We start from the raw sequence: 19,933 nt of genomic DNA on the forward strand, positions 1-19,933 counted from the left end.
GTGTGCCCGGCGTGCGACGGCGTGACTTCTAGCTCGTGAACGCGCCGTCGATGAGTTCGTCGAAGCGCTCCAGCGCCTCGTCGCAGTCGGCGTCGATGCCCCGCAGCGCCCCGCGGTCGGCGAGATACCGCTGCGCGTAGAGCCGGGCGACCAGCGCCTTGCGCTCCCCGCCGCGGGTGGCACGCTCCCAGGCGGCCTGCTCGGTGAGCAGCGCCGCCGCGTACACGTCACCCATGAATTGGGCCAGCGGGAACAGGCGCGCCTCGGCGATGTCGCGGTCCAGCTTGGACCATGCGGTGATCGCCGCGTCCAAATCCTCGATGCGCCCCGCGACCAACCGGGTGGTGTCGTCGTCATCGGAAACCGACACGGCGTCGCGTAGCCGCGCCAACAACGGCTCATGGGCGCGGGTCTGCTCGATGCCACGCCGCACGTCCAGGCAGAGGATGTTGTCGGGCCCTTCCCAGATGGTGTTCACCTGCGCGTCGCGCAGCAACCGGGCCACCGGCCAGGTCTCGATATAGCCGTTGCCGCCATGGATTTCGATCGCGTCGGACGCGGCGGTGATCCCGAGCCGGCACACCTTGAGCTTGGTGACCGGCACGGCGATGCGTTGCCGCATGCTGCGGGGCTGACGATGGTTGGTGGCGCCGGTGCCGTCGAAAACCATCGCCTGCGCGGCTTCGACGTCGACGACCAGCTCGGCGAGCTTGCGCCGAATCAGCGGCTTGTCGATGAGCGCCCCGCCGAACGCGTGCCGTTGCCGGGCGTAACACAGCGACTCGACCAGGGCGCGGCGCGCGTTACCGAGCCCGAACAGGGCGATGCCCAGGCGCGCGGCGTTGGTCAGCTCCATCATGCGGCCCAGCCCCTTGCCGTCCGACGGGCCCGCCTCCCCGGTGGTTTCGCCGGATAGCAGAAACGCCTCGGCGTCAACGAATTCCACCTCGCCGGAGGCCACCGATCGGGTGCCGAGCTTGTCCTTCAGGCGGCGCACCCGCACCCCGTTGCGCGAACCGTCGCGGCGGGTACGCAGCACCAGGAAGTTGGCGATGCCCCGCGACGAGTCGGGTGCGCCCTCCGGCTTGGCCATCACGACGAACGCCTCGCCGCCACAGTTTGACGCAAACCACTTAAAGCCGTTGAGAATCCACGCACCTTCATTTTCGCCGCCTACGCGTCGAGCAGTCGTCTCGAGCGCGCCCAGGTCCGAGCCGCCGGTGCGTTCGGTCAGCAGTTGCGCCGTCTCGCCCGCCCACTCGCCCGAGGCGAACTTGGCCAGCACGTGCTCTCGCACGTCGGCCGGCGCGTAGGCGGCCACCAGCGACTGGACCATGCCGCCGCCGGTGCCCAGCGCGCAGCCCATCCCGATATCGGCCTGGTTGAGTAGATAGTTGGACGCGAACAGGCTTAGGCCCGAGCTCACTTTGGCGGCGCGCGCGTCGTCGCGCAGGGCCTGCTGGGCATCCAGGACCGCGCGCTTGGACTGGGTGAACGAGGCCGGCATGACGACCTGGCTCACGTCGTGTCCCCAGCGGTCATAACGCTCCAGCCGGGGCGGGTTGCGGTCGGTCTCCTCCGCCCATCGCGCGACCGGGCCGGCCATCAACTCGCCCATCCGCACCAGATGCGGCTCTACGACCGCGAGTTCGTCCGGTTGCAGGTAGTACGCCATGGTGAACTGCAGGGTGGGATCGGTGCGATACCAGTTGAGACCCACGGCCCCGCGGTAGTTTTCGGTTTGGTAACGCTGCGACTTCTCCTCCGTGGAGAAGGGCAGCCTGTCCACCGCCTCTACGGCGTAGTCGCTCATGGAAGAGACGCTACGCGCCCGTGAGGAAAACCAGGCGAACCCTGCCGATCTGGATCTCGTCGCCGTTGGCCAGCACCGCCGAGTCGACGGGCTCCCGGTTGAGATAGGTGCGGTTCATACTGCCCACGTCGACGATGCGGAATTGGCCACCCTCGCTGCGCAATTCGGCGTGCCGACGGCTGACGGTGATGTCGTCGAGGTAGATGTCGCTTTCCGGATGCCGGCCCGCCGACATGACGGGTTGGGTCAAGGCAAACCGCGAGCCGGCGTTGGGGCCGCGCGTGACGACGAGCAGCGCCGAGCCCGGGCTCAGTGTCGGTGTGTCCTCGAGCGCCGCGGCGGCTGCGGTCGCAGGCGCGTCGAACTCGGCCGGCAGCGCAGTGCCGATGTCGCCGGTGAGTTCCTCCGAGCCTTCGCGCTGCGTCGGCCGGTTCGGCGTGGACCCGGTGCTGCTCACGCGGCTCGCGGCAGATCCGGGTTGGCCGCGGCCGCCTGCGACGTCGGCCGCGTCGGTGCCGGTGCCCAGCCGACGTAGGTCAGGTACACACCGACGAGGGCGAAGACGACGCACGCGGTGATCCACCAGGCCTGCGCGCCGATCATGTCGTTGGCGAGCGAGGCGAAGAACTTGGGGAAGGCCACCAGCAGCAGGCCCCGCAGCACGATCAGCCAGCCGAGCAGGGAAACGATGATCGCCGCGGCGCCGCGCCAGCTCTGGTGAGCGGCGACAATGGTCAGGCCGAGCAACAAGATGAAGGCGCCGGTGACGAAGGTCCACATCGAGTTCGCCTCGAACTGCGACAGCAGCGACTGCATGTCGGACACGCGCGCCACCGCCGTCACATCGACAATGACGAGGAAGGGACCGAGCACGCGGGAGAAGAAGCGTGTCGTGTGCGACTGTTGTGGAGCGTTCATTGCCGTACCTCTCATGCGGCGCCGGTCATTCGGCGATCTCCTTTATCGGAGCACTTGACCGCGGCGTCGAGATAGGGACTTATGGCACTGCCTGGCAGGGCGTGGGGCTTATACCGGTGCCACGAACTCGGACGTGTAAAACTCCGCCGGATTCTGCGAGTTCGGGTTGGCCCGCTCGATAATCACCCACACACCAGTGGTGCCGGGGTGAATGGTGTCTTGCACGGTCGCCGTTCCGTTGCCCGCCGGGTCGATGTCCATGCCGGAGAAGGCGGTGCCCGGATCACCCGGCCCGCAGGGACTCGACGACGGCCGCGGCATCTGGATGAGCCCGACGTCGAAGTGGGTGCCCGGCTCGGGCTCGTCGTACAGGTGCACCTCGGCGACCGCTTTTGACCCGGAGGTATGGATCAGGGCCGAACCGGTGCCCAGCCCGGGCCGGGGCACCTTGGGGGCGACGCTGACGCGGCTGAAATCGCAGCGCCGATAGTAATTGTCCAGGGCTACCGTGGTGCCGCCCTCGGCGGCCGCTTTGGCAATTTCGAACGCCGCCGCGGGGGTGATCACCACGGTGATCGTCGCCGCACATGTTCCGAGTCGTGTCAGCGCGTGCATGGGGGCCGCCTATTGGGTCCGTGTGAAGGGGATCACAGCGGAATAAGTATTGACCCGAAATTGGCGGAAATAAACCTATCGGGGACAATTACTCGACCGTCAATTTAATGCGGCTATTTGGCGGCTGACCAATTACTGCGAGACCTATATAAAGCGGCTAAGGCTTAATGCGGATCGGTCCCGGGGACCACCACCCGGTGCGGGTCGCGGTGCCGAGGTCGAGCAGCGCGGGCTGGGCATCGGCGACGGTGTCGAACTTGCGCAGCGATCCCCAGTCGCGGCCCCAGTCGTGGGACAGATAGGTCGACATCACGTGAGCACGCAGGAGCAGGTCGGTGATGCCCAGCAGGCCGCCGTTGACCCCGTCCTGCCAGGTGTCGGTGTCCTGTTTCTTGGCGTTGTAATCCGGAGTGATCCGGAACTTGGGGATCTCGGTGACGCCGTTGGCGTGCAGCATCGGGTGCTGACACGGGAAGGCCAGCCCGACCGCCCAGTCCATCAGCACCGGCTGCGTCGAGCCGACGTACTCCTGCAACGAGCGCAGCTCCGGCACCCGCGGCGGGGTCAGAGCGATCCAGTCGTCCGGCGTGAGGGAGAGGTCCTCGGCGACCACCCGCACCGCGACGGCGTCGGCGGGCATCTGGGAGCGGGCGAAGCGCAGGTTCCGCCAAACCTTAGGTTGTTCCCCGTACAGGTCGTAAGGCACCAGGCGCCCGGCCGGAAGCACGGCGCCGCCGGGACCGGGCTTGCCGAATTCCAATTCCACGGTCTGCCCGTTGGTGTGGTGGTGCAGGATGCTGTTGCCGGCGATCGTGCCGGCGGCGGTCACCACTACCAGCGGGTGTCCGGCGTCGGGCTTGGGCAGTTGATACCAGGCCGAGGTCAGCTTGCTCTGCTGTTGCGCGCCGCTGGTGTAGCTGCCCGCCAGCGGTACCTGATCGGGGTTGAGGCCGTACGGCAGCGGCACCGTCGATCCATTGATACCCGGCGTCGTCAGCTTGAGCGGCGCGTCCCAGTCGTAGTCGGTGCCGGGCTGTGGCACCGACGTCTCCTTGACCGACTCGGCCAGCGTGCGATCCGGTACGCCGTTGGGGGTGAATCCGGTTGGGTTGACGCCACCCAGCGGCCCCAGCGGGCCGTAATTGTCGGGCAGCGGCGCCATGAAGCCGGCATTGCTGTCCGGCTCGACGAGCACGTCGTCGGCCAGCCCGCAACCGCCGCTGAATTCCCTCAGGTTGTCCCAGGCGTTGGAGTAGGTGGGGTACTGACGCACGATGCCGGCCGTCATCGACGCGATGAACACCACCGCCATGAATCCCGCTGCGACGGGAACGGGCGCTGCCGTCACCAGCCGCGCCAGCCGTCCCTCGCCGCGGCTCCTGGATGCGAAGTGCAGGTACATCGCCCACAGGGCGGCGATCGCGAACAATGCGAAAAAGATTGTGCTGATCGTGATTCCGCCGATTTTCGGCATGCTGCTGTTGAACGGCACGCCGTAGCTGGAGACGTACCACCAGCCGTTGGTGGTGGCGAAGCACAGCGCCAAGATGAACAGCACCGCCGCCAGGAACGCCATCCGGTTGCGCGACCAGCGCAGCACCTCATGCGACACCAGCACCGTGGTCAGGGCGGCCATCGCGGCGCCCACCGCGGCGAACAGTCCGAAGTGGTGCACCCACTTGGTGGGCGTGAACATCAGGAAGAACATGGTGCCGAAGATGACGCCCATCAGCCGCCACGCCGGCCCGCGGGCCACACCGGGAACTCGCTTGCGCCGCAACATGATGAACACCGCCGTGAACAGGCACAGCGCGGTGATCAGGAAGCCGAAGCGGCGCGAGAGCGATCCGTCGACGGTGGGCAGAATCAGGTAGTAGTAGCGCAGGTTCTCGGTGTACCAGGCCTGGCTGGGCCCGATGTCGGTGCGAATCCTGGTGGCTTCCAACACCGTTGACAGCGTCTGATCGGCGAACACCACGGTCAGGATGACCGTGCCGGCGGCCAGCATGGGTGCCACCAGCGGCCAGGTGCCGACCAGGCGATGGCGGCGGACCAGAATCCGCAGGATCGGACGGCCACCGGCGACCAGCGCCGCCACCGCGATCAGTCCGGTGGGCTGGACGCCGAGGGTGAATGCCGCGGTGACGACCGCCAGCGCCGCGGGCGTCAGCCGGCTGTAGCGCATGGAGCGCTCGATCAGCACATAGGTGATCAGCGACCCGACGGCGATGATCGGCTCGGGTCGCAGACCGTTGTCGAACGGCATCCACGCTGTCAGCAGGACCAAGCCCGCCGCCCAATTCGCCGCCTTGCTGCCGGCCACCGCGGGCCCCAACCGGGGCAGCACCTCACGCGAAAGCAGCAGCCAGCACACGATTCCCGCGATCAGGTCCGGCAACCGCATCCACAGGCTGGCGTCGCTGACGTGCGTCATCAGCGCCAGCAGGTTGTAGTACCAGCCGAAGGGGTCCTCGGGGCTGCCGAACCAGCGGAAGTAGTTCGACATATAGCCCGCGTGGTCCGCGACCCGGGCCATGCCCAGGATGTAGCCGTCGTCGGAAGAGTTGGCCCCGATCACGTGCCAGAGCACGAAACCGAAGATCACCACGACATCGGCCAGGGTGAAGGTGCGCCAGTTCGCGGGGATGAGCCGGCGCATCCGGTGGCCGTCCAACTGGTCGAGGCGCCACAGCGCAACCAGCGCAACGATGGTGGACACGATCGCCACCACCATTGCGACCAGTTTCAAAGTCGTTGGGGTGGTGGAGAACCGGGTGTCGATGGTGGCCGACAGTTTCAACCCAGGCGGGGCGGGACCGGTCAGGTCGGTGAACACCCCCACGATCTGTGGCCGCAGGTTCGGGTCGGGGAAGCCGCCGCTGATGGGTTTGCCCGCCGGATCATTCAGCCCGACGAAGGTGGCGAAGGCGCCGGCCTTCGTCGAGGTGATCTCGATGCGTTGACATTGCGGGGAGGCCACCTGGTCGCGCGCCGCGCTGGCGATCACCACGTTGCGGTCGGTGACGTCCACGCGCTTGCCGTTGACCACAACGAACAACGCGTTCAGCGCGGCGTCCTTGCCCTTTTTGGGTGCCGTGCTGAGCACCACCCCGCCCTCCGGCGGCAGGGCGCGCACCGCGGAGCAGGGCACGGTCGCCGTCACGTCGACCGGGGTGAGCGAAATCAGCGGGGCGGTAACGCTATTCAGTTGACCGCTCTGTGGCCAGTTCAGGGTCGCGGTGGTCTGCACGACGGGCAGCAGCGGGGTGGCCACCGACAACACGAATCCGACCAGGCCGGCGATGGTCGCCACCCAGCGCGTCACCCGCACGTCCTTGACGGTCTGCACGCTCATGGGAGTGCCCGAATCGGTCCCTGCCGGCTCCAGCCGCGCACTGTCATCACACCCTGTTCGATTACGGCGTCCGGCGCCTGATCAGCCGGCACCAACCGGAAGTACTGCTCCACGGATCCCCAGTCGCGGTACCAGTCGCCCCGCAGATACGTCGCGACCGTCGAGGTGCGCAGCATGGTCTGCAGGAACAGGAACGGTCCGCCGGCCTCACCGGACTGCCACCCGTTCGACGACGACGCCGTTTGTTTGTGATCGGGCAGGATTCGGTACTGCGGAAGTTCGGCAACGCCAAGGTGTTCGGAGAACGGCCGCTGGCACGGGAAATTCGCGGCGGTCGCGATGTCCATCAGCACCGGTGTCTGCGATCCCATCAATTGCTGCAGGGTTTGCAGCACCGGGACCCGCGGCGGCGTGAACGCGAACCACTGATCCGAACTCAGGTTCGGGTCGTAGGCGACGATGCGCGCCACATTCGCCTCGGGCGGCGCCCAGGTCAGCGGGAACCGCAGATTGCGCCACGCCGGCTCGGGCCCGATGTCGATCGGCTGCACCTCCCCGAGCGGCTGGGTGCTGCCGTCGGGGCGGGCGATGCCCCACTGCAATTTGAGCGACTGTCCGTAGGTGAAGGTGCCGTCCTCCTTGTACGACCAGATGGCGCCGGACGCCGACACCACGACGATCGGGCGGTCCGGCGTGCGGGGCGGCAGCTGGTACCAGGCCGAGGTGGCGGTGGCAGCCAGCGAGTTCTCGCCGTAGCTGCCCATCACCGGCGTGCGGGCCGGGTCTAGGCCGAACGGCAGCGCCGCGTGCGAGCCGTTGACGCCGGCGGGGCCCTTCCCGCCAGCGGTGCCCGCGGAGTCACTCATGGCGGCGTTCGGCTTGTTCGGTGACGCGTCGGAATTCACCACCCCCGGTTTGGTGACCACCGGATAGGACCTCAGGTCATCGCCGACGCCGTCGGGTTTGAAGCCGACCGGGTTGGCGCCGCCGAGCGGGCCGTCCGGGCCGAACGTCTGCCCGGGCGCCGGCTGCAGCATGCCGGCGTTGGGGTCGGGCTCGGTCAGCACGTCGTCGGCCATCGCGCAGCTGGCGGGCGACAGGCCCGAACTGATGGCGGCCAGATTGGCCTTCCCGGTGGTGTAGAGCGGGTAGCGGAACACCGCGCCCTTGGTCAGCGAGGCGACTTCGCCGACCACCATGATGGTCGCGACCACCAGCAGCGGGGTCGACGCCAGCACCCGGTTGCGCCGGTTGTCCTTGACCTCGGTGTGTCCGGCGTAGTCCATCCGGAAGTGCTGCCAGGCGGCCAGCAGCCCGGTGAGGATCGACAACGTCAGGAACATCGACGTCACGGGGTGGCTGGCGACGACCGGCTGGATGTCGTACCACGGCACCCCGTAGTTGCCGACGTAGAACCAGCCGTTGATGCCGGAGGTCGCCACCGCCACCACGAACAGCAGGGCCGTGACGTACAGCGTCAGGTTGCGGCGGTTGTGCAGGCCGATCCGCGCCAGCGCGAACGCGGTTACCGCACCCAGCGCCCCGGCCAGTCCGGCGAACGCGCCGAACTGGACGGCCCACTTCGTCGGGGTGAACGTCAAGAGCAACAGGCCGACGGCCGTGGTGCCGATCAACCGCCAGGCCGGCCCGCTGGCGACCCCGGGCACCCCGCCCCGGCGCAGCAGGATGACCAGCATGCCGAACAGGCACAGCAGCAGCACCAGCACCGCGAATCGCCTCGCCATCGACCCGTCGGGGTTGGACTCCACCGTGAGGAAGTAGTAGCGAAGCCAGTCCTGGTACCACGCGATCGTCGGCCCGACCTTGTATTTGATGCGCGCCGACTCGGCGACGGTCGCCAGCGTTTGGCTGCGGAACACCACGACGGTGATCAGCGACAGCGACGCCGCCAGCACCGCCAGCGGGGCGAGCAGCCCGTCGGTCACCCGGCGCCGCCGGATCGTCTGGGCGACGGCCCGCGCCCCGGTCAGCAGCGCCGCGACGGCGATCAGGCCCTGCGGCGCCAGCGTCGCGGTGAGCATCGCGACGAAGATGGCGACGGCGGCCGGGGCCAGGCGTTGCAGCGCGATCGCGCGTTCGACCAGGATCCAGGTGATCAGCACGCCGAGGGCGATCAGCGGCTCGGGCCGCAGACCGTTGTTGAACGGCAGCCAGGCGGCCAGAAACACCGCGCCCGCGGTGAAGACGGCCACCCGGTTCGCCGCCAGTCCGCCCCTGGCGGGCCCCAGCCTGCGCAGGATCAAGTGGCTGATCACCAGCCAGCAGGCGATGCCGGCCAGCGTGGCCGGCAGCCGCATCCACACGCCTGCGGTGCTCACCGATGCCAGCCTGGACAGCAGCCCCAGGTACCAGTCGAACGGCGCGTCCGTCGTGCCGAAGTAGCGGTAGTAGTCGACGATGTAGCCGGCCTTCGGGGCGACGCGGGCGATGGTCAGGTTGTAGCCGTCGTCGGACGAGGTGGCGCCGATGACGTGCCAGAGCAGCAGCGTCGCGATCACTCCGGCGTCGGCGATCCAGGTGGCGATGCCGACGCGCCGCCACGAATTCCAGCGCGCACGGGGACGGTACCGGGAGAGCCAGGCGATCGGGGACTGCCAATTGATCAGGGTGCCGCCACCCCGGCTGCGCCGGTCGAGCGCGGCCAGCGCGATGACGGCCGTCAGGACGGCCAGCGCGCCCACGCCCATGGCGAGCTGCTTGAGGGCCGTTGGGGCCGTGATGAACCGGGTGTCGATGTCGACGCGGGCCGACAGCCCGGGCTGTGCGGGCACCTTCAGGTCGGTGAAGATCCCGCCGACCTGCGGCTTCTTCTCCGAGGGCAGTACCCCGGAGGCGCCTGGCATGCCGACGAACTCCGCACCGGCCGCGCCCGCGTCGGCCCAGGCGTGCAGCACGCTGCAGGCCCCGCCGGCGACCGCCGGGCGCGGTGCCGCCACGGCCACGGTGTCGCGGAACGCGACGACCACCAGGTCCTTGTCCGCGCGCACGAACAGCCCGTTCTTGCCGGCGTCCATGCCGCCGGCGGGCAGGGTGGAGACCACCAGTCCGCCGCCGGGGGGCAGGGTGGCGATCGCCGCGCACGGGATGGAGATGTCCAGCGCGCGCGGCGCCCCGGACACCAGGGGAGCGGTGATCTGGGTGATGTGACCGTCCGCGGTGCCCTGCGGCCACAGCACGGTCGCGGTGGTCTGTTTCACCGGGAGCAACGGGACCAGCACGCACAACAGCAGACCCACGAGGCCGGCGACGACTGCCACCAAGCGAGGGATCCGCTGCGAACGCTGATCATCGTCGTGGGGCACGAGGCTCGATCGTAAGCGAAGCTGCTTTGTCCGCTGAGGACGCGGGGCCGCGCGGGGCCGCCCGGCGTCAGCGGGCCAGCCGCGCGGCGAGCGTGTCGAGACCCGGGCCGGCGAGGTCGGCGAGCGCCGCGCGGCGGCCGGACATCGCCATCAGCAGCGCCTCACCCGGTCCGGTGACTTCCGGCCCGTGGCCGTGTTCCCAGTCGACATCGGTGGCGCGCAGGCGCAGGCCCCTGATCCGGCGGCCGGCGCCGAGCCTGGGGTTGCCCGGCACCAGGCCGAGGACCCGTTCGAGCCGATCGGCCGGCACGCTGCGCGGCAGGCCCAGCGCGCGACGGATGTCTTGGTGATGGATGGTGCAGTCGACGAGCGCGATCATCCCGCCGAAACCTGCTGTCAGCCCGCGTGGTTCGAGATGGGCACGCAGTAAGTCGAGCAGCTGCCCGGCGGTCAGGTCGGCGAGTTCGTCGACGCCCACCTGGTTGGCCCGGACGACCCAGCCCTTGGCGAAGCGCTTCAGCAGCCCCAGTGCGCCGAGCTCTTCGTAGCTGATCACATGCGCGACAACGTCTTTCACGGTCCACTTCGAGCACAGGCTGGGGGCGTCCCACTGCTGCGGCGTCAGGGTGGCCAGGAAATCCGCCAGGTCGGCCCGCTCGTCGTGGGCCATGCTCATCAGGGTGGCAGTCATTGCCGGGCCCCGGCGAGCAGCAGCCGGCCATACCGGTCCAGGTACAGCGGCCAGCCCGCGTCACCGTCGACACCCTCGGCGACGGATTCCCATCCCGGTCCGTGGCGGTCCAGGTGGCGATGCTCGAGGTCGACCCGGGTGCGGTCATCGGACTCGGCGGTGAAGCGCACTTCGACTTCACTGGTTTTCGATTGGTCGGGTTCCAGTTGCCAGGTTGGGCCGATATCCCAGGTGAACACGAGGCGGCGGGGTGGCTCGTAGGCCAAGATCCGCGCCCAGCGGCATACGCTGCCGTCGACGCCGCGGTCGTAGATGTGCCCGCCCACCCGGCGCTCGAAGACCGTCTCGGCGATCGCGACCGCCAGCAGATTGTGCTCCCGAGGTTTGAAGTCGCCGAACTGCTCGGTGAAGACGGCGAACGCCCGCTCGATCGGCGCGTTGACCACGACGTGGTGTGTGACATTCGGAATCCGTTGCCTCACAGGGGTTCTCCTTTACTCTCATCGATCTTCTGGGCGTAGCCGGCCAGCGCCTGCGACCAGAACCGGTCGAGATCGGCGCGCAACGCCTCGAGGCCCGTCGGGTCGAGTTGATAGACGCGCCGGGTGCCTGCCGCGCGGTCGCGCACCAGCCCCGCGCATTTGAGCACCTTGAGGTGTTGCGAAACGGCTGGCCTGCTGACGGGCAGATGCCGCGCCAGTTCTCCGACGGCGGCCGGGCCGTGCGCGAGCCGCTCCAAGATGGCCCTGCGCGTCCGGTCCGCCAGGGCGTCCCAGGCATCCCCATAAGCTTGGTAAGCCGCCACGAACCGTAAGCCTACGCTTACCGACAGCGGCGCGGCAATGCCTGCGAGCCCTACCAACTGCCTGCCCGGGTTGTGACGGCTAGGTCTTGCGCAGGGGCGCGGGATTCCACAGGCCGCTGCGGGTTGCCGTGCCGAGCTGCAGGCGGGCGGGCTGCGCATCGGCGTAATAGGGCGTCAGCCGTTGCAGCGAGCCCCAGTCGCGCGACCAGTCGTCCTTCAGATAGGTGGCCATGGTGGTCGCCTTTACCAGCAGCTCGGTGACGCCCAGCGGTCCGCCACCGTTGTTGTCCATCACCGGCGAGTTGGCCTCCGCGCCGAAACGGTCCGGCAGGATGCGCCATTTCGGCGTCTCGTCGACACCGTTTTGATGGCCGAATGGCCGCTGGCAGGGGAACGCCAGCCCGACCAGCCAGTCCAGGAACACCGGGTCCCGCGATCCCACCACGTCCTGCAGCGTGCGCAGCTGCGGGATCCGCGGCGGTGTGAGCGCGATCCAGTGCTGCGGCGCCAGGTCCTCGTCGTCGGCGACCAACCGGATCTGGGTGGCGCCGGTGGGGATGGCCGACAACGGCAACCGCAAGTTACGCCAGGCCGGGGAGGCGCCCACATCGGCGAGCTGGAACGATCCGCCGGGGTGTCCGTGGGCGGCTTCGTCATCGGTGGCCCATTGCACCTGGACCTCGCGGGGGTCGAAGCGGCCGGCCGCGCTCACCACCAGCAGCGGCCGCGCCTGGTCGCGGGCGGGCAGTCGGTACCAGCCCGATCGCAGGTGGGCGGGCACCTGGATGCCGGGTCGCCAGCTGCCCAGGACGGGCGTGCGCGACGGATCGAGGTTGTAGGGCAGCTGGGCAACCGAACCGTTGATTCCCGGCGCCGGAGTGGTGCCGCCCTCGGTGCCGGCTTCGGCGCCGGTGACCAGCTTGTCGTCGTTGATGAAGCTGCGGTCACCCGGCCGCTCCATCACGGGGTCGGCGCGGACGTCCGCGGGAATCCCGTTGGGCGTGAAGGCTTCCGAGAGGCCCGCGCCAAGTGCGTCGCCCACCGTGGCGCTCACCGGCGACAGCGTGCCGGCGTTGGGGTCCTGTTCCACCAGCACGTCCTCGGCCAGTCCGCACGACTTGCCGGTCAGCGCCTCGAGGTTGGAGCGGCCCACCGTCCACGCGGGGTACTGGTCGGTCATCGCCAGGGTCAGCGATGCCACCTCGAACACCACCAGCAGCCATGTCGCAATCGCCAAGGGGGACTGGACGATTCCGGCGGCCCGCGCGCCGAGGCGGGTTTTCGGTGCGCCGTTTTCGGGATCGACGAAATGGAACCACGCGGCCAGCAGGAGCACCACGACGGTCAGCCCGAGCAGCGCGGTGGCGAAGGCATAGTGCCACGCCGGGAACGAATTCGACCATGGCACACCGAAATTGGACACATACCACCAGCCGTTGACGCTGGCGAACGACAAGGCCACCAGGAACAGCACGACGGCGGCGAACATGGTGCGGTTGCGCCGGGACCGCATAGCCACGGACGTCACGGCTATCGCGGCCAGCGCGCCCAGCGGCCCGGCCAGCCCGGCGAACACCCCGAAGTGGTGGGTCCACTTGGTGGGAGTGAACATCATCGCGAGGAACGAGATGATGGTGATCCCGACGATGCGGCGGCTCGGCCCGGCGGCCGTGCCCGGAATCCGGCCCTTGCGCAACGACATTGCGACCGTGATCCCGAGCGCCAGGACCAGCGCCAGCACGGCGAAGCGGCGGGCGACCGACCCGTCGGGACTGGCCATGAACAGCCGCTCGTAGCGGATGTGTTCGTCGAACCAACTCAGGCTTGGCCCGACGGCGCGCTTGAGCATGCTGGCCTGAACCTCGCCGGCCAGCGTCTGGTCTCGGAAGATGAGGATGGCGGTGACGGTGACCGCGGCGAACAGGGGCGCCACCAAAGGCAGCGCGCCGAACCGCTTGGACCGGCGGTGCAGGATGGTCCGCAGCGGTCCGATCGCGACGAGCAGCGCACCGATCGAGGCGATACCCGTCGGCCCGGAAAACAGCGTCAGCGCACCGATGATGCAGGCGACCGCCACCGGCAGCAGGCGGCTGGTGGCCACCGCGCGTTCCACCGAGCACCAGGTCAGCAGGATGCCCAGCGCGATGATCGGCTCGGGCCGCAGGCCGTTGTTGAGCGGCAGCCACACGGCCAGGAACATGCCGGCCGCCGTCCACGCCGCGCCACGGTTCAGCTTCACGGCGTGACCCAGGCGGGGCATGACTTCCCGGCTGATCACCCACCAGCACGTCAGCGCCATGGCCAGGGTGGGCAACCGCATCCAGATGCTGGCGGTGCTGACGTGCGCCCACAGCGCCAGCAGGTCGTAGTACCAACCGAAGGGGGCCTCCGGCGTGCCGAACCAGCGGTAGTAGTTGGCCATGTAACCGGCGTGCTCGGAGACCCGGGCCATGGTCAGGATGTAGCCGTCGTCGGACGTGTTGGCCCCGACGAACTGCCACCACACCAGCACGGCGATCACCAGGGCGTCCAGGCCGCCGACCGACCACCAGCGCGACGGCAGGAAGCGGCGATGTCGGGTGCCGTCCGCGGTGTCGAGCAGGTGCAGCGCGACCAGGGCGGCGGCGGTCAGCACGACCCCGAGGACCATCGCCGCCATCTTCAGTTGGGTGGGGCTGCTGCTGTAGCGGGTGTCAACGGTCGCCGAGAAGGTCAGGCCCGGCGGCGCCGGCCCCGCCAGATCGGTGAAGACACCGACGATTTGGGGCCGGAAGTCATAGCCGCTCTTCTCCCCGCGCAGCGGCGAGCCGGGATGCTCGGCGTTGGGGCCCTGGGTCAGCCCGACGAACTCGGCGGTGACGCGGTCGGCGTGCGCGGTGAAGGTCAACCGCTGGCAGGCGGGGCTGAGCACCTGGCTCAGCGGGGCGGTCACCACCGCCACGTTGCGCACCACCACCACCAGGTAGTCGTTGGCGCGTTGGATGAGCAGCCCGCGGTCGACGGCCTTGGGAGCCTGCTTGGGCACCGTCGACAACAGCACCGTCTTCGCCGCGTTCGCCGGGCCGGCGAGGCCCGCGGCGGCCTGGCAGGGCACGGTGACGTTGAGGTCGGTGGCGACGTACCCGATCAGCGGCGCGTCGACGCTCTCGAAGTTGCCGTTCTGCGGCCAGTTGAGCTGGGCGGTGGTCTGGTTGACCGGCAGCAGCGGGGTGGCGATGGCCAGCAGCGCCCCGAGCAGCCCGGCGACGGTGGCAACCAACCGAGTGATCCGGTGGTTCGCTCCCGTGTCGGTCACGGTGGTAGATGCTAGTTCTTCGACGCCCGGCTGCCCCTTTTGAGGCACGGTGTCGGTGCTCATCAGCGGCCTGCCGGGGGCTTGCGGATGGCCACCACGAACGGGCCGGCGCTGTGGACGACGAACTGCGGGCTGTCGAAGAGGGCGGCCCGCAGGTCGACGGTGTAGCGACGGACGTTGGGCTGGTTGGGATACACGTCCTCGGCAAGCCGCAGCGTGTAGTTGCCGTTCGCGCCGCGCCGCATGAGAAACACCGTGGGCGGTGGCCAGGGGCAGGTGTCGAGCGCGTGGATGAGGTCGTCGGCGGACTTGAGTTTCGACCACTTGTTGATCTGGGCGGCCCGCAGGTCGAACTGCGCCAGCGGGTTGGCGTAGTGCGACGTCAATCCCTGGAATCCCCAATAGGGATAGAAGGACAGGAAGCTGTAGTCGGCGGTCATCACGACGGTCTGATCGCGGGGCCTGCCGGTCACCGTGGCGATGGCGTGGTCGATGTCGGGGTAGAACTTCTCCGAACTCGGTGGGCGGCGGTCTCCGCGCTGGCCGTTGCCGTCGGTGTCGGTGTAGGCGATGGTGAGATCCGGGCGCAACACGTCGGGGATGTCCTGGCTGAACGCGATCGCGGCGGCCAGGCCGACGGCGCCGGCGACGGGAAGGACGGCCCGGCCGCGCGCTGACAGCGCCCGGACGGCCTCGACGAAGCCGAATGCCCCGGCGGCCACCAGCAGCACGGTCAACGTCGGTTGCAGCCGGAAGGACAGCAGCGTGGTGCGCGCCAGCGTGGTCAGCATCGACAGCAGCGACCACAGGTAGACGGCCAGCACCCCGATGGCCAGGGCCCCGGCCCGCACGGACGACCCGGCCCGCACCACCAACCAGAGGGCGCCCAGCAGGCAGACCGCGCCCAGCAGGGAGAACTGCAGCATCGGGAAGGTCAGCACGGCGCCGTCGGCGGGCAGGTAGTGCTGGGCGCTGCCGGAGTTGCTGACCGGGCTTCGCACCGCTCGCAACAGGAACGGCAGCCAGGTGGTGCTCGCGATGGCCGCGGCGATGACCGCGACGACGGCCAGCCGGCGCAGCGGGTCGAGCGCGGCCCTGGCGCCGCCCCGCCGCCAGCGCAGGCCGGCCAGCCACACGGCCATCAGCAGGACGGTGAACGCGCCGAACGCGAACAGCAGCAGGTACCAGGTGGCCATCCAGCCGACGAATAGTCCGGCGCCGACGATCGCGGCCCAGCCGCCGTTGCGCTCGCCGCCGCGCAGACCCGACCAGGTCAGCACCAGCACCGGCGGCAGCAGCACGGTGATCATGGCCGCGTAGGGCTCGGGCGAGCCGTAGGCGAGCGTCGCCGCCGCCGTCGCGGTGGTGACGATCAGCGCGTACTCGAAGCGCACCATCCGCCACCACAGCACCAGGGCGACGGCCACCGCGATCGTGATGGAGGTGACGGCCCACGGCTTGTAGACCTCCCAGGCCGGTGTGCCGCTCAGCGCCGCGGCGCGCCCGCCGAGCCAGAACCAGCCGGGCGGGTAGAACGGCGGCAGCCCGATGTAGGTCATGTCGCGCAGGGCGGGGCTGTCGGCGAGCCGGGTCAGGTATTCGGTGCGGAACTGCTGGTCGACGGAGATGCCGAACAGGTACAGCTTGGTCGCGCCCAGCGGCATGCCCAGCGTCACGACGGTGAACGCGGACACAAACGCCAGCCCGCCCAGCTGCGCGAGCCAGCGAAACCGGCCGGAGCGTCCCCAGGCCCAGCCCACGGCGACCAGACCGGCCAGGCAGCCGACCTGCCCCACGGTGGTCAGCGCGTGCAACTGGTTGGACGACGGGAAGGCCGGCCACTGCACGCGGGAGATGGCGACCAGCGAGATCACCGCGACCACGACGGCCACCGCCACCGCGACCGCCATCTGGCCCAGGACGGCCAGCGCGTTGCGCATGATCAGATTGGCAGCTTGCGGAAGACGCTCCGCGGGATGTGTCGCAACACCATCATCACGTAGCGGAATGCTGCTGGCGCCCAAACCAATTCCTTACCCTTTGCGGCGGCGGTCACGGCGAGGTTGGCGACGTACTCCTTGTCCACGGTCAACGGAGCTTCCTTGACGTGCGCGCTCATCCGGGTGCGCACCTGACCCGGGCGGATCACCAGGACGCGAACACCGTACTCGCGCAACGCCTCTCCCAGGCCCAGGTAGAAGCCGTCCAGCCCCGCCTTGGTGGAGCCGTAGACGAAGTTGGATCGCCGTACCCGCTCCCCGGCGGCCGAGCTCATCGCGATGATCTGGCCGAAGCCCTGGGCGCGCATCTTCTCGCCGAGCAGCACACCCACCGAAACCGCTGCGGTGTAATTGATTTCGGCGGCCAAGACGGCCTTGCGCTGGTCCTGCCACAGCTCCTCGGCATCGCCGAGGATGCCGAAGGCGACGATGGCCACGTCGACGTCACCGTGGGCGAAGGCAGCGTCGATCGTTTTCGGGTGGCTGTCGGGGTCGGTGGCCTCGAAATCGATCAGCTCGACCGAGCGCGCGCCCGCCGCCTTCATCTGGGCGACCGCGGCGTCGCGGCCCGGGTCGTTCGGCATGGCGGCCAGCACGATGCGGGCGTGCGCGTTCTGCAGGTAGCGCTCACAGATGGCCAGCCCGATCTCGGAGGTACCGCCGAGTAGCAGGATGGTCTGCGGATTTCCCACGGCATCTAAAACCATTGGCGCACCATTACAACAGCTCCAAACGTCGGGCCATGTCCGAGGCGAACACCCCGGCGGGATCAACCTTGCGGCGCACCGCGATCCACTCGTCGATGCGCGGGTACATGGCGTGGAAGGTCTCGGCACTCGCGCGGGAATCCTTGGCGGTGTACACCCGGCCGCCGAACTCCAGGACCCGCCGGTCGAGTTCGTTGAGGAACTCGTTGATGCCCGGCTTGTTGGGGAAATCCATCGCGACGTTCCAGCCGGCCATCGGGAAACTCAACGGCGCGCGGTTGCCCGGCCCGAACAGTTTGAAAACGTTCAGCGCCGAGTAGTGGCCGCGGGTCTGGATCCAGCGGATGATGGCCTTGAACTCGTCCATCGCGTCCGGCGGCACCAGGAACTGGTGTTGCGCGAAACCCATTGGGCCGTAAGCGTTGTTCCAGCCACTGACCAGGTCGAGCATGTGGTAGAACTGCGACAGGTTCATGATCTTGCCGGTGTAGTTACCGCCCAACCGGTAGTACACCTCGCCGATCGCCATGAAGGACAGCTTGTTCATCGCGCTGACGGGAAATACGTTCGGCACCGTCAACAGTTGTGGCGCATCGAATTTCAGCGGATCCTTGGCCAGCTTCTTGGGCAGTTGGTCGAGCTTCGCCAGGCTGCCGCGGCTGACGGCGGCCCGGCCGAGCTTGGGGGGCGGACTGATCAGGTCGAACCAGGCGCTCGAGTAGGTGTAGTTGGCCTCGCTGCCGTCGAGGTGCACGGCGACCGTTTCGTCGAGGTCTTTGGTGGCCACCCCGTCGGCGACGAAATAGGCCGTCTCGGTGGGCGTCATCTCGATGGTCGCGCGCAGCACGATCCCGGTCAGGCCGTTGCCGCCGACGGTGACCCAGAACAGCTCGGCGTCATCCCCGTCGGGGGTGAGGGTGCGGACGCTGCCGTCGGCCATCAGCAGGTCCATCGAGCGCACGTGGTTGCCGAAGCTGCCCGCGCTGTGGTGGTTCTTGCCGTGGATGTCGCAGGCGATCGCGCCGCCGACCGTGACCTGGCGGGTGCCCGGCAGCACCGGGACCCACAGCCCGAACGGGAGCGCCGCCTTCATCAGCTGGTCCAGGCTGACGCCGGCGTCGACGTCGACCAGCCGGGTGTCGGCGCTGATCGAGTGGATGCGGTTGAGCCCGGTCATGTCGATCACCAGGCCGCCGCCGTTTTGCGCGTTGTCGCCGTAGGACCGGCCCAGCCCGCGCGCGATGACGCCGCGACCGTGCGGGCCGCCGGATTCGGCCACCCGGGCGACGGCCTTCGCGATCACCTCGGGGTCGCGGGTCGAGAGCACCTCGGCCACCGACGGCGCGGTGCGGCCGAAGCCGGTCAGCCGGGTAGTGGTGGTGGGAATATCGGTGCTCAACATCGTCACAGAGGGTACCGCTTGCGAGCGTCGGCTCAGCGGATGCGGAAGATTACCGCCCGCTGCACGACGAAGTTGATCACCGTCGCGGTGCCCTGCGCTATCACGAACGCGACGGGTATCGCCCACCCGCGGTAGTGCAAAAGCGCCAGGCACAGATGGTTCAGGCCGACCTGCACGGCGAAGGTGATGCCGTAGAGAACCATGACCGCGACGAACCGCGCGGTGCTCGGGGCGGCCTGGAACGTCCACCGGCGGTTGATCAGATAGGCGGTGATGGTGCCCACGACGAAGCTGCTGGCCTTGGCCAGGTCAACCTGGACGCCGACGGCTTTGTACAGCGCCAGGTACAGGCCGAAGTCGACGATCCCCGCCAGGCCGCCGGTGACGACGAACCGCGTCACCTGTGTCGTCAGACTCAACTGCGGGCTCGGCGGCGCGGCGTCGGGCAGCGGGGCAACCATTGGGGGGAGTTTAACGGGACCGGCGGGGCCTCCCGGGACGCGTTACCGGGGCAGCTTGACCGATATGAGCTCGACCTGATCCTCGCCCTGCGGGGTCGAGTAGGTCACCGTGTCGCCGGCCTTGTGTCCGGCCAAGGCCTGGGCCAGGGGGCTGCGCGCCGTCAGCGTCTCGCCTTCCCGGCCGACCGGCGTCTCTTCGACGATGGAGATCACGTGCATCGTGACCACTTCCCCGTCGGAGAACCGAAGGGTCACCTCGGTGCCACCCGGCAGCGTTTCCGACGCGTCGGGCTGCGACGGCCCGGTCCGCATGCGCCGGTCCAGCTCGTTGATCCGGTCGCTGAGCCCAACCAGCTCCTCGGCGCGCTGAATCGCCTCGGCCGCGTCGCCGTGATCGCCCACCATGCCGCGGTCGTTCCGGACCTCCACCTCCAGGCGGTCCCGCCGCTGCCGCAGCCGCTCCAGCTCAGCGGCCAGGTTCGCCCGCGCCGCGTCCGCTGCTGATTGGACCTTTTTGCTCACGTCGATGGACCTTTCGCCCCGTTTGC

At 68.9% G+C, this 19,933-nt stretch carries 15 protein-coding genes; all 15 read right to left on the reverse strand.

All coding sequences use genetic code 11. The features are described 5' to 3' along the window. Positions 1–28: 28 nt before the first annotated feature. On the reverse strand, positions 29–1,813 hold the full coding sequence (locus A5709_RS03895) for an acyl-CoA dehydrogenase family protein (RefSeq protein WP_068118135.1): 1,785 nt from the start codon (positions 1,811–1,813) through the stop codon (positions 29–31). A gap of 10 nt (positions 1,814–1,823) precedes the next feature. Then, on the reverse strand, positions 1,824–2,270 hold the full coding sequence (locus A5709_RS03900) for an FHA domain-containing protein (RefSeq protein ID WP_067948265.1): 447 nt from the start codon (positions 2,268–2,270) through the stop codon (positions 1,824–1,826). Further along, positions 2,267–2,731 carry a hypothetical protein gene (locus A5709_RS03905; protein ID WP_067948267.1) on the reverse strand — a complete coding sequence of 155 codons (465 nt, stop codon included), beginning with the start codon at positions 2,729–2,731 and terminating at the stop codon, positions 2,267–2,269. The genes A5709_RS03900 and A5709_RS03905 overlap by 4 nt, the downstream gene beginning before the upstream one ends. Positions 2,732–2,839: 108 nt before the next feature. Beyond that, complete coding sequence (locus A5709_RS03910) at positions 2,840–3,346, reverse strand: hypothetical protein (protein WP_067948269.1); 507 nt, start codon at positions 3,344–3,346, stop codon at positions 2,840–2,842. 157 nt (positions 3,347–3,503) lie between these two features. Continuing rightward, the gene (locus A5709_RS03915; RefSeq protein WP_068118138.1) at positions 3,504–6,701 is read right to left on the reverse strand and encodes an arabinosyltransferase domain-containing protein; all 3,198 of its coding nucleotides are present in this window, start codon (positions 6,699–6,701) and stop codon (positions 3,504–3,506) included. Next, on the reverse strand, positions 6,698–10,024 hold the full coding sequence (locus A5709_RS03920; protein ID WP_068118142.1) for an arabinosyltransferase domain-containing protein: 3,327 nt from the start codon (positions 10,022–10,024) through the stop codon (positions 6,698–6,700). Before A5709_RS03920 ends, A5709_RS03915 begins: the two co-directional genes overlap by 4 nt. Before the next feature lie 67 nt (positions 10,025–10,091). Beyond that, a complete protein-coding gene (locus tag A5709_RS03925; RefSeq protein ID WP_068118145.1) occupies positions 10,092–10,715 on the reverse strand; it encodes a maleylpyruvate isomerase family mycothiol-dependent enzyme in 624 nt (207 codons plus the stop codon). Then, a complete protein-coding gene (locus A5709_RS03930) occupies positions 10,712–11,197 on the reverse strand; it encodes an SRPBCC family protein (protein ID WP_068118148.1) in 486 nt (161 codons plus the stop codon). Before A5709_RS03930 ends, A5709_RS03925 begins: the two co-directional genes overlap by 4 nt. Next, positions 11,194–11,520: a helix-turn-helix transcriptional regulator gene (locus A5709_RS03935; protein ID WP_068118151.1), complete on the reverse strand. Its 327-nt coding sequence runs from the start codon at positions 11,518–11,520 to the stop codon at positions 11,194–11,196. Before A5709_RS03935 ends, A5709_RS03930 begins: the two co-directional genes overlap by 4 nt. A gap of 79 nt (positions 11,521–11,599) precedes the next feature. Then, positions 11,600–14,878: an arabinosyltransferase domain-containing protein gene (locus A5709_RS03940; RefSeq protein ID WP_156767955.1), complete on the reverse strand. Its 3,279-nt coding sequence runs from the start codon at positions 14,876–14,878 to the stop codon at positions 11,600–11,602. Continuing rightward, on the reverse strand, positions 14,878–16,755 hold the full coding sequence (locus tag A5709_RS03945) for a galactan 5-O-arabinofuranosyltransferase (protein WP_068010505.1): 1,878 nt from the start codon (positions 16,753–16,755) through the stop codon (positions 14,878–14,880). Before A5709_RS03945 ends, A5709_RS03940 begins: the two co-directional genes overlap by 1 nt. Positions 16,756–16,757: 2 nt before the next feature. Then, positions 16,758–17,522 (reverse strand): decaprenylphospho-beta-D-erythro-pentofuranosid-2-ulose 2-reductase, encoded by a 765-nt coding sequence (locus A5709_RS03950; RefSeq protein ID WP_067948284.1) that lies wholly within the window; start codon positions 17,520–17,522, stop codon positions 16,758–16,760. Between the two features lie 10 nt (positions 17,523–17,532). Then, a complete protein-coding gene (locus A5709_RS03955) occupies positions 17,533–18,924 on the reverse strand; it encodes an FAD-binding oxidoreductase (RefSeq protein WP_067948286.1) in 1,392 nt (463 codons plus the stop codon). Positions 18,925–18,956: 32 nt separating this feature from the next. Further along, a complete protein-coding gene (locus A5709_RS03960; RefSeq protein ID WP_067948288.1) occupies positions 18,957–19,385 on the reverse strand; it encodes a GtrA family protein in 429 nt (142 codons plus the stop codon). Positions 19,386–19,427: 42 nt separating this feature from the next. Then, the gene (locus A5709_RS03965) at positions 19,428–19,907 is read right to left on the reverse strand and encodes a GreA/GreB family elongation factor (protein WP_067948290.1); all 480 of its coding nucleotides are present in this window, start codon (positions 19,905–19,907) and stop codon (positions 19,428–19,430) included. Positions 19,908–19,933 lie beyond the last annotated feature (26 nt).

This window comes from Mycobacterium sp. E1386, from assembly GCF_001672745.1.
In the GTDB taxonomy this organism is placed as follows: domain Bacteria; phylum Actinomycetota; class Actinomycetes; order Mycobacteriales; family Mycobacteriaceae; genus Mycobacterium.

Excerpts from the sequence above, each read along its gene's own strand:
- A5709_RS03895 (WP_068118135.1), bottom strand. The coding sequence starts at position 1,813 with ATGAGCGACTACGCCGTAGAGGCGGTGGACAGGCTGCCCTTCTCCACG.
- A5709_RS03905 (WP_067948267.1), bottom strand. The coding sequence starts at position 2,731 with ATGAACGCTCCACAACAGTCGCACACGACACGCTTCTTCTCCCGCGTG.
- A5709_RS03910 (WP_067948269.1), bottom strand. The coding sequence starts at position 3,346 with ATGCACGCGCTGACACGACTCGGAACATGTGCGGCGACGATCACCGTG.
- A5709_RS03915 (WP_068118138.1), bottom strand. The coding sequence starts at position 6,701 with ATGAGCGTGCAGACCGTCAAGGACGTGCGGGTGACGCGCTGGGTGGCG.
- A5709_RS03925 (WP_068118145.1), bottom strand. The coding sequence starts at position 10,715 with ATGACTGCCACCCTGATGAGCATGGCCCACGACGAGCGGGCCGACCTG.
- A5709_RS03940 (WP_156767955.1), bottom strand. The coding sequence starts at position 14,878 with ATGAGCACCGACACCGTGCCTCAAAAGGGGCAGCCGGGCGTCGAAGAA.
- A5709_RS03945 (WP_068010505.1), bottom strand. The coding sequence starts at position 16,755 with ATGCGCAACGCGCTGGCCGTCCTGGGCCAGATGGCGGTCGCGGTGGCG.
- A5709_RS03950 (WP_067948284.1), bottom strand. The coding sequence starts at position 17,522 with ATGGTTTTAGATGCCGTGGGAAATCCGCAGACCATCCTGCTACTCGGC.
- A5709_RS03955 (WP_067948286.1), bottom strand. The coding sequence starts at position 18,924 with ATGTTGAGCACCGATATTCCCACCACCACTACCCGGCTGACCGGCTTC.
- A5709_RS03960 (WP_067948288.1), bottom strand. The coding sequence starts at position 19,385 with ATGGTTGCCCCGCTGCCCGACGCCGCGCCGCCGAGCCCGCAGTTGAGT.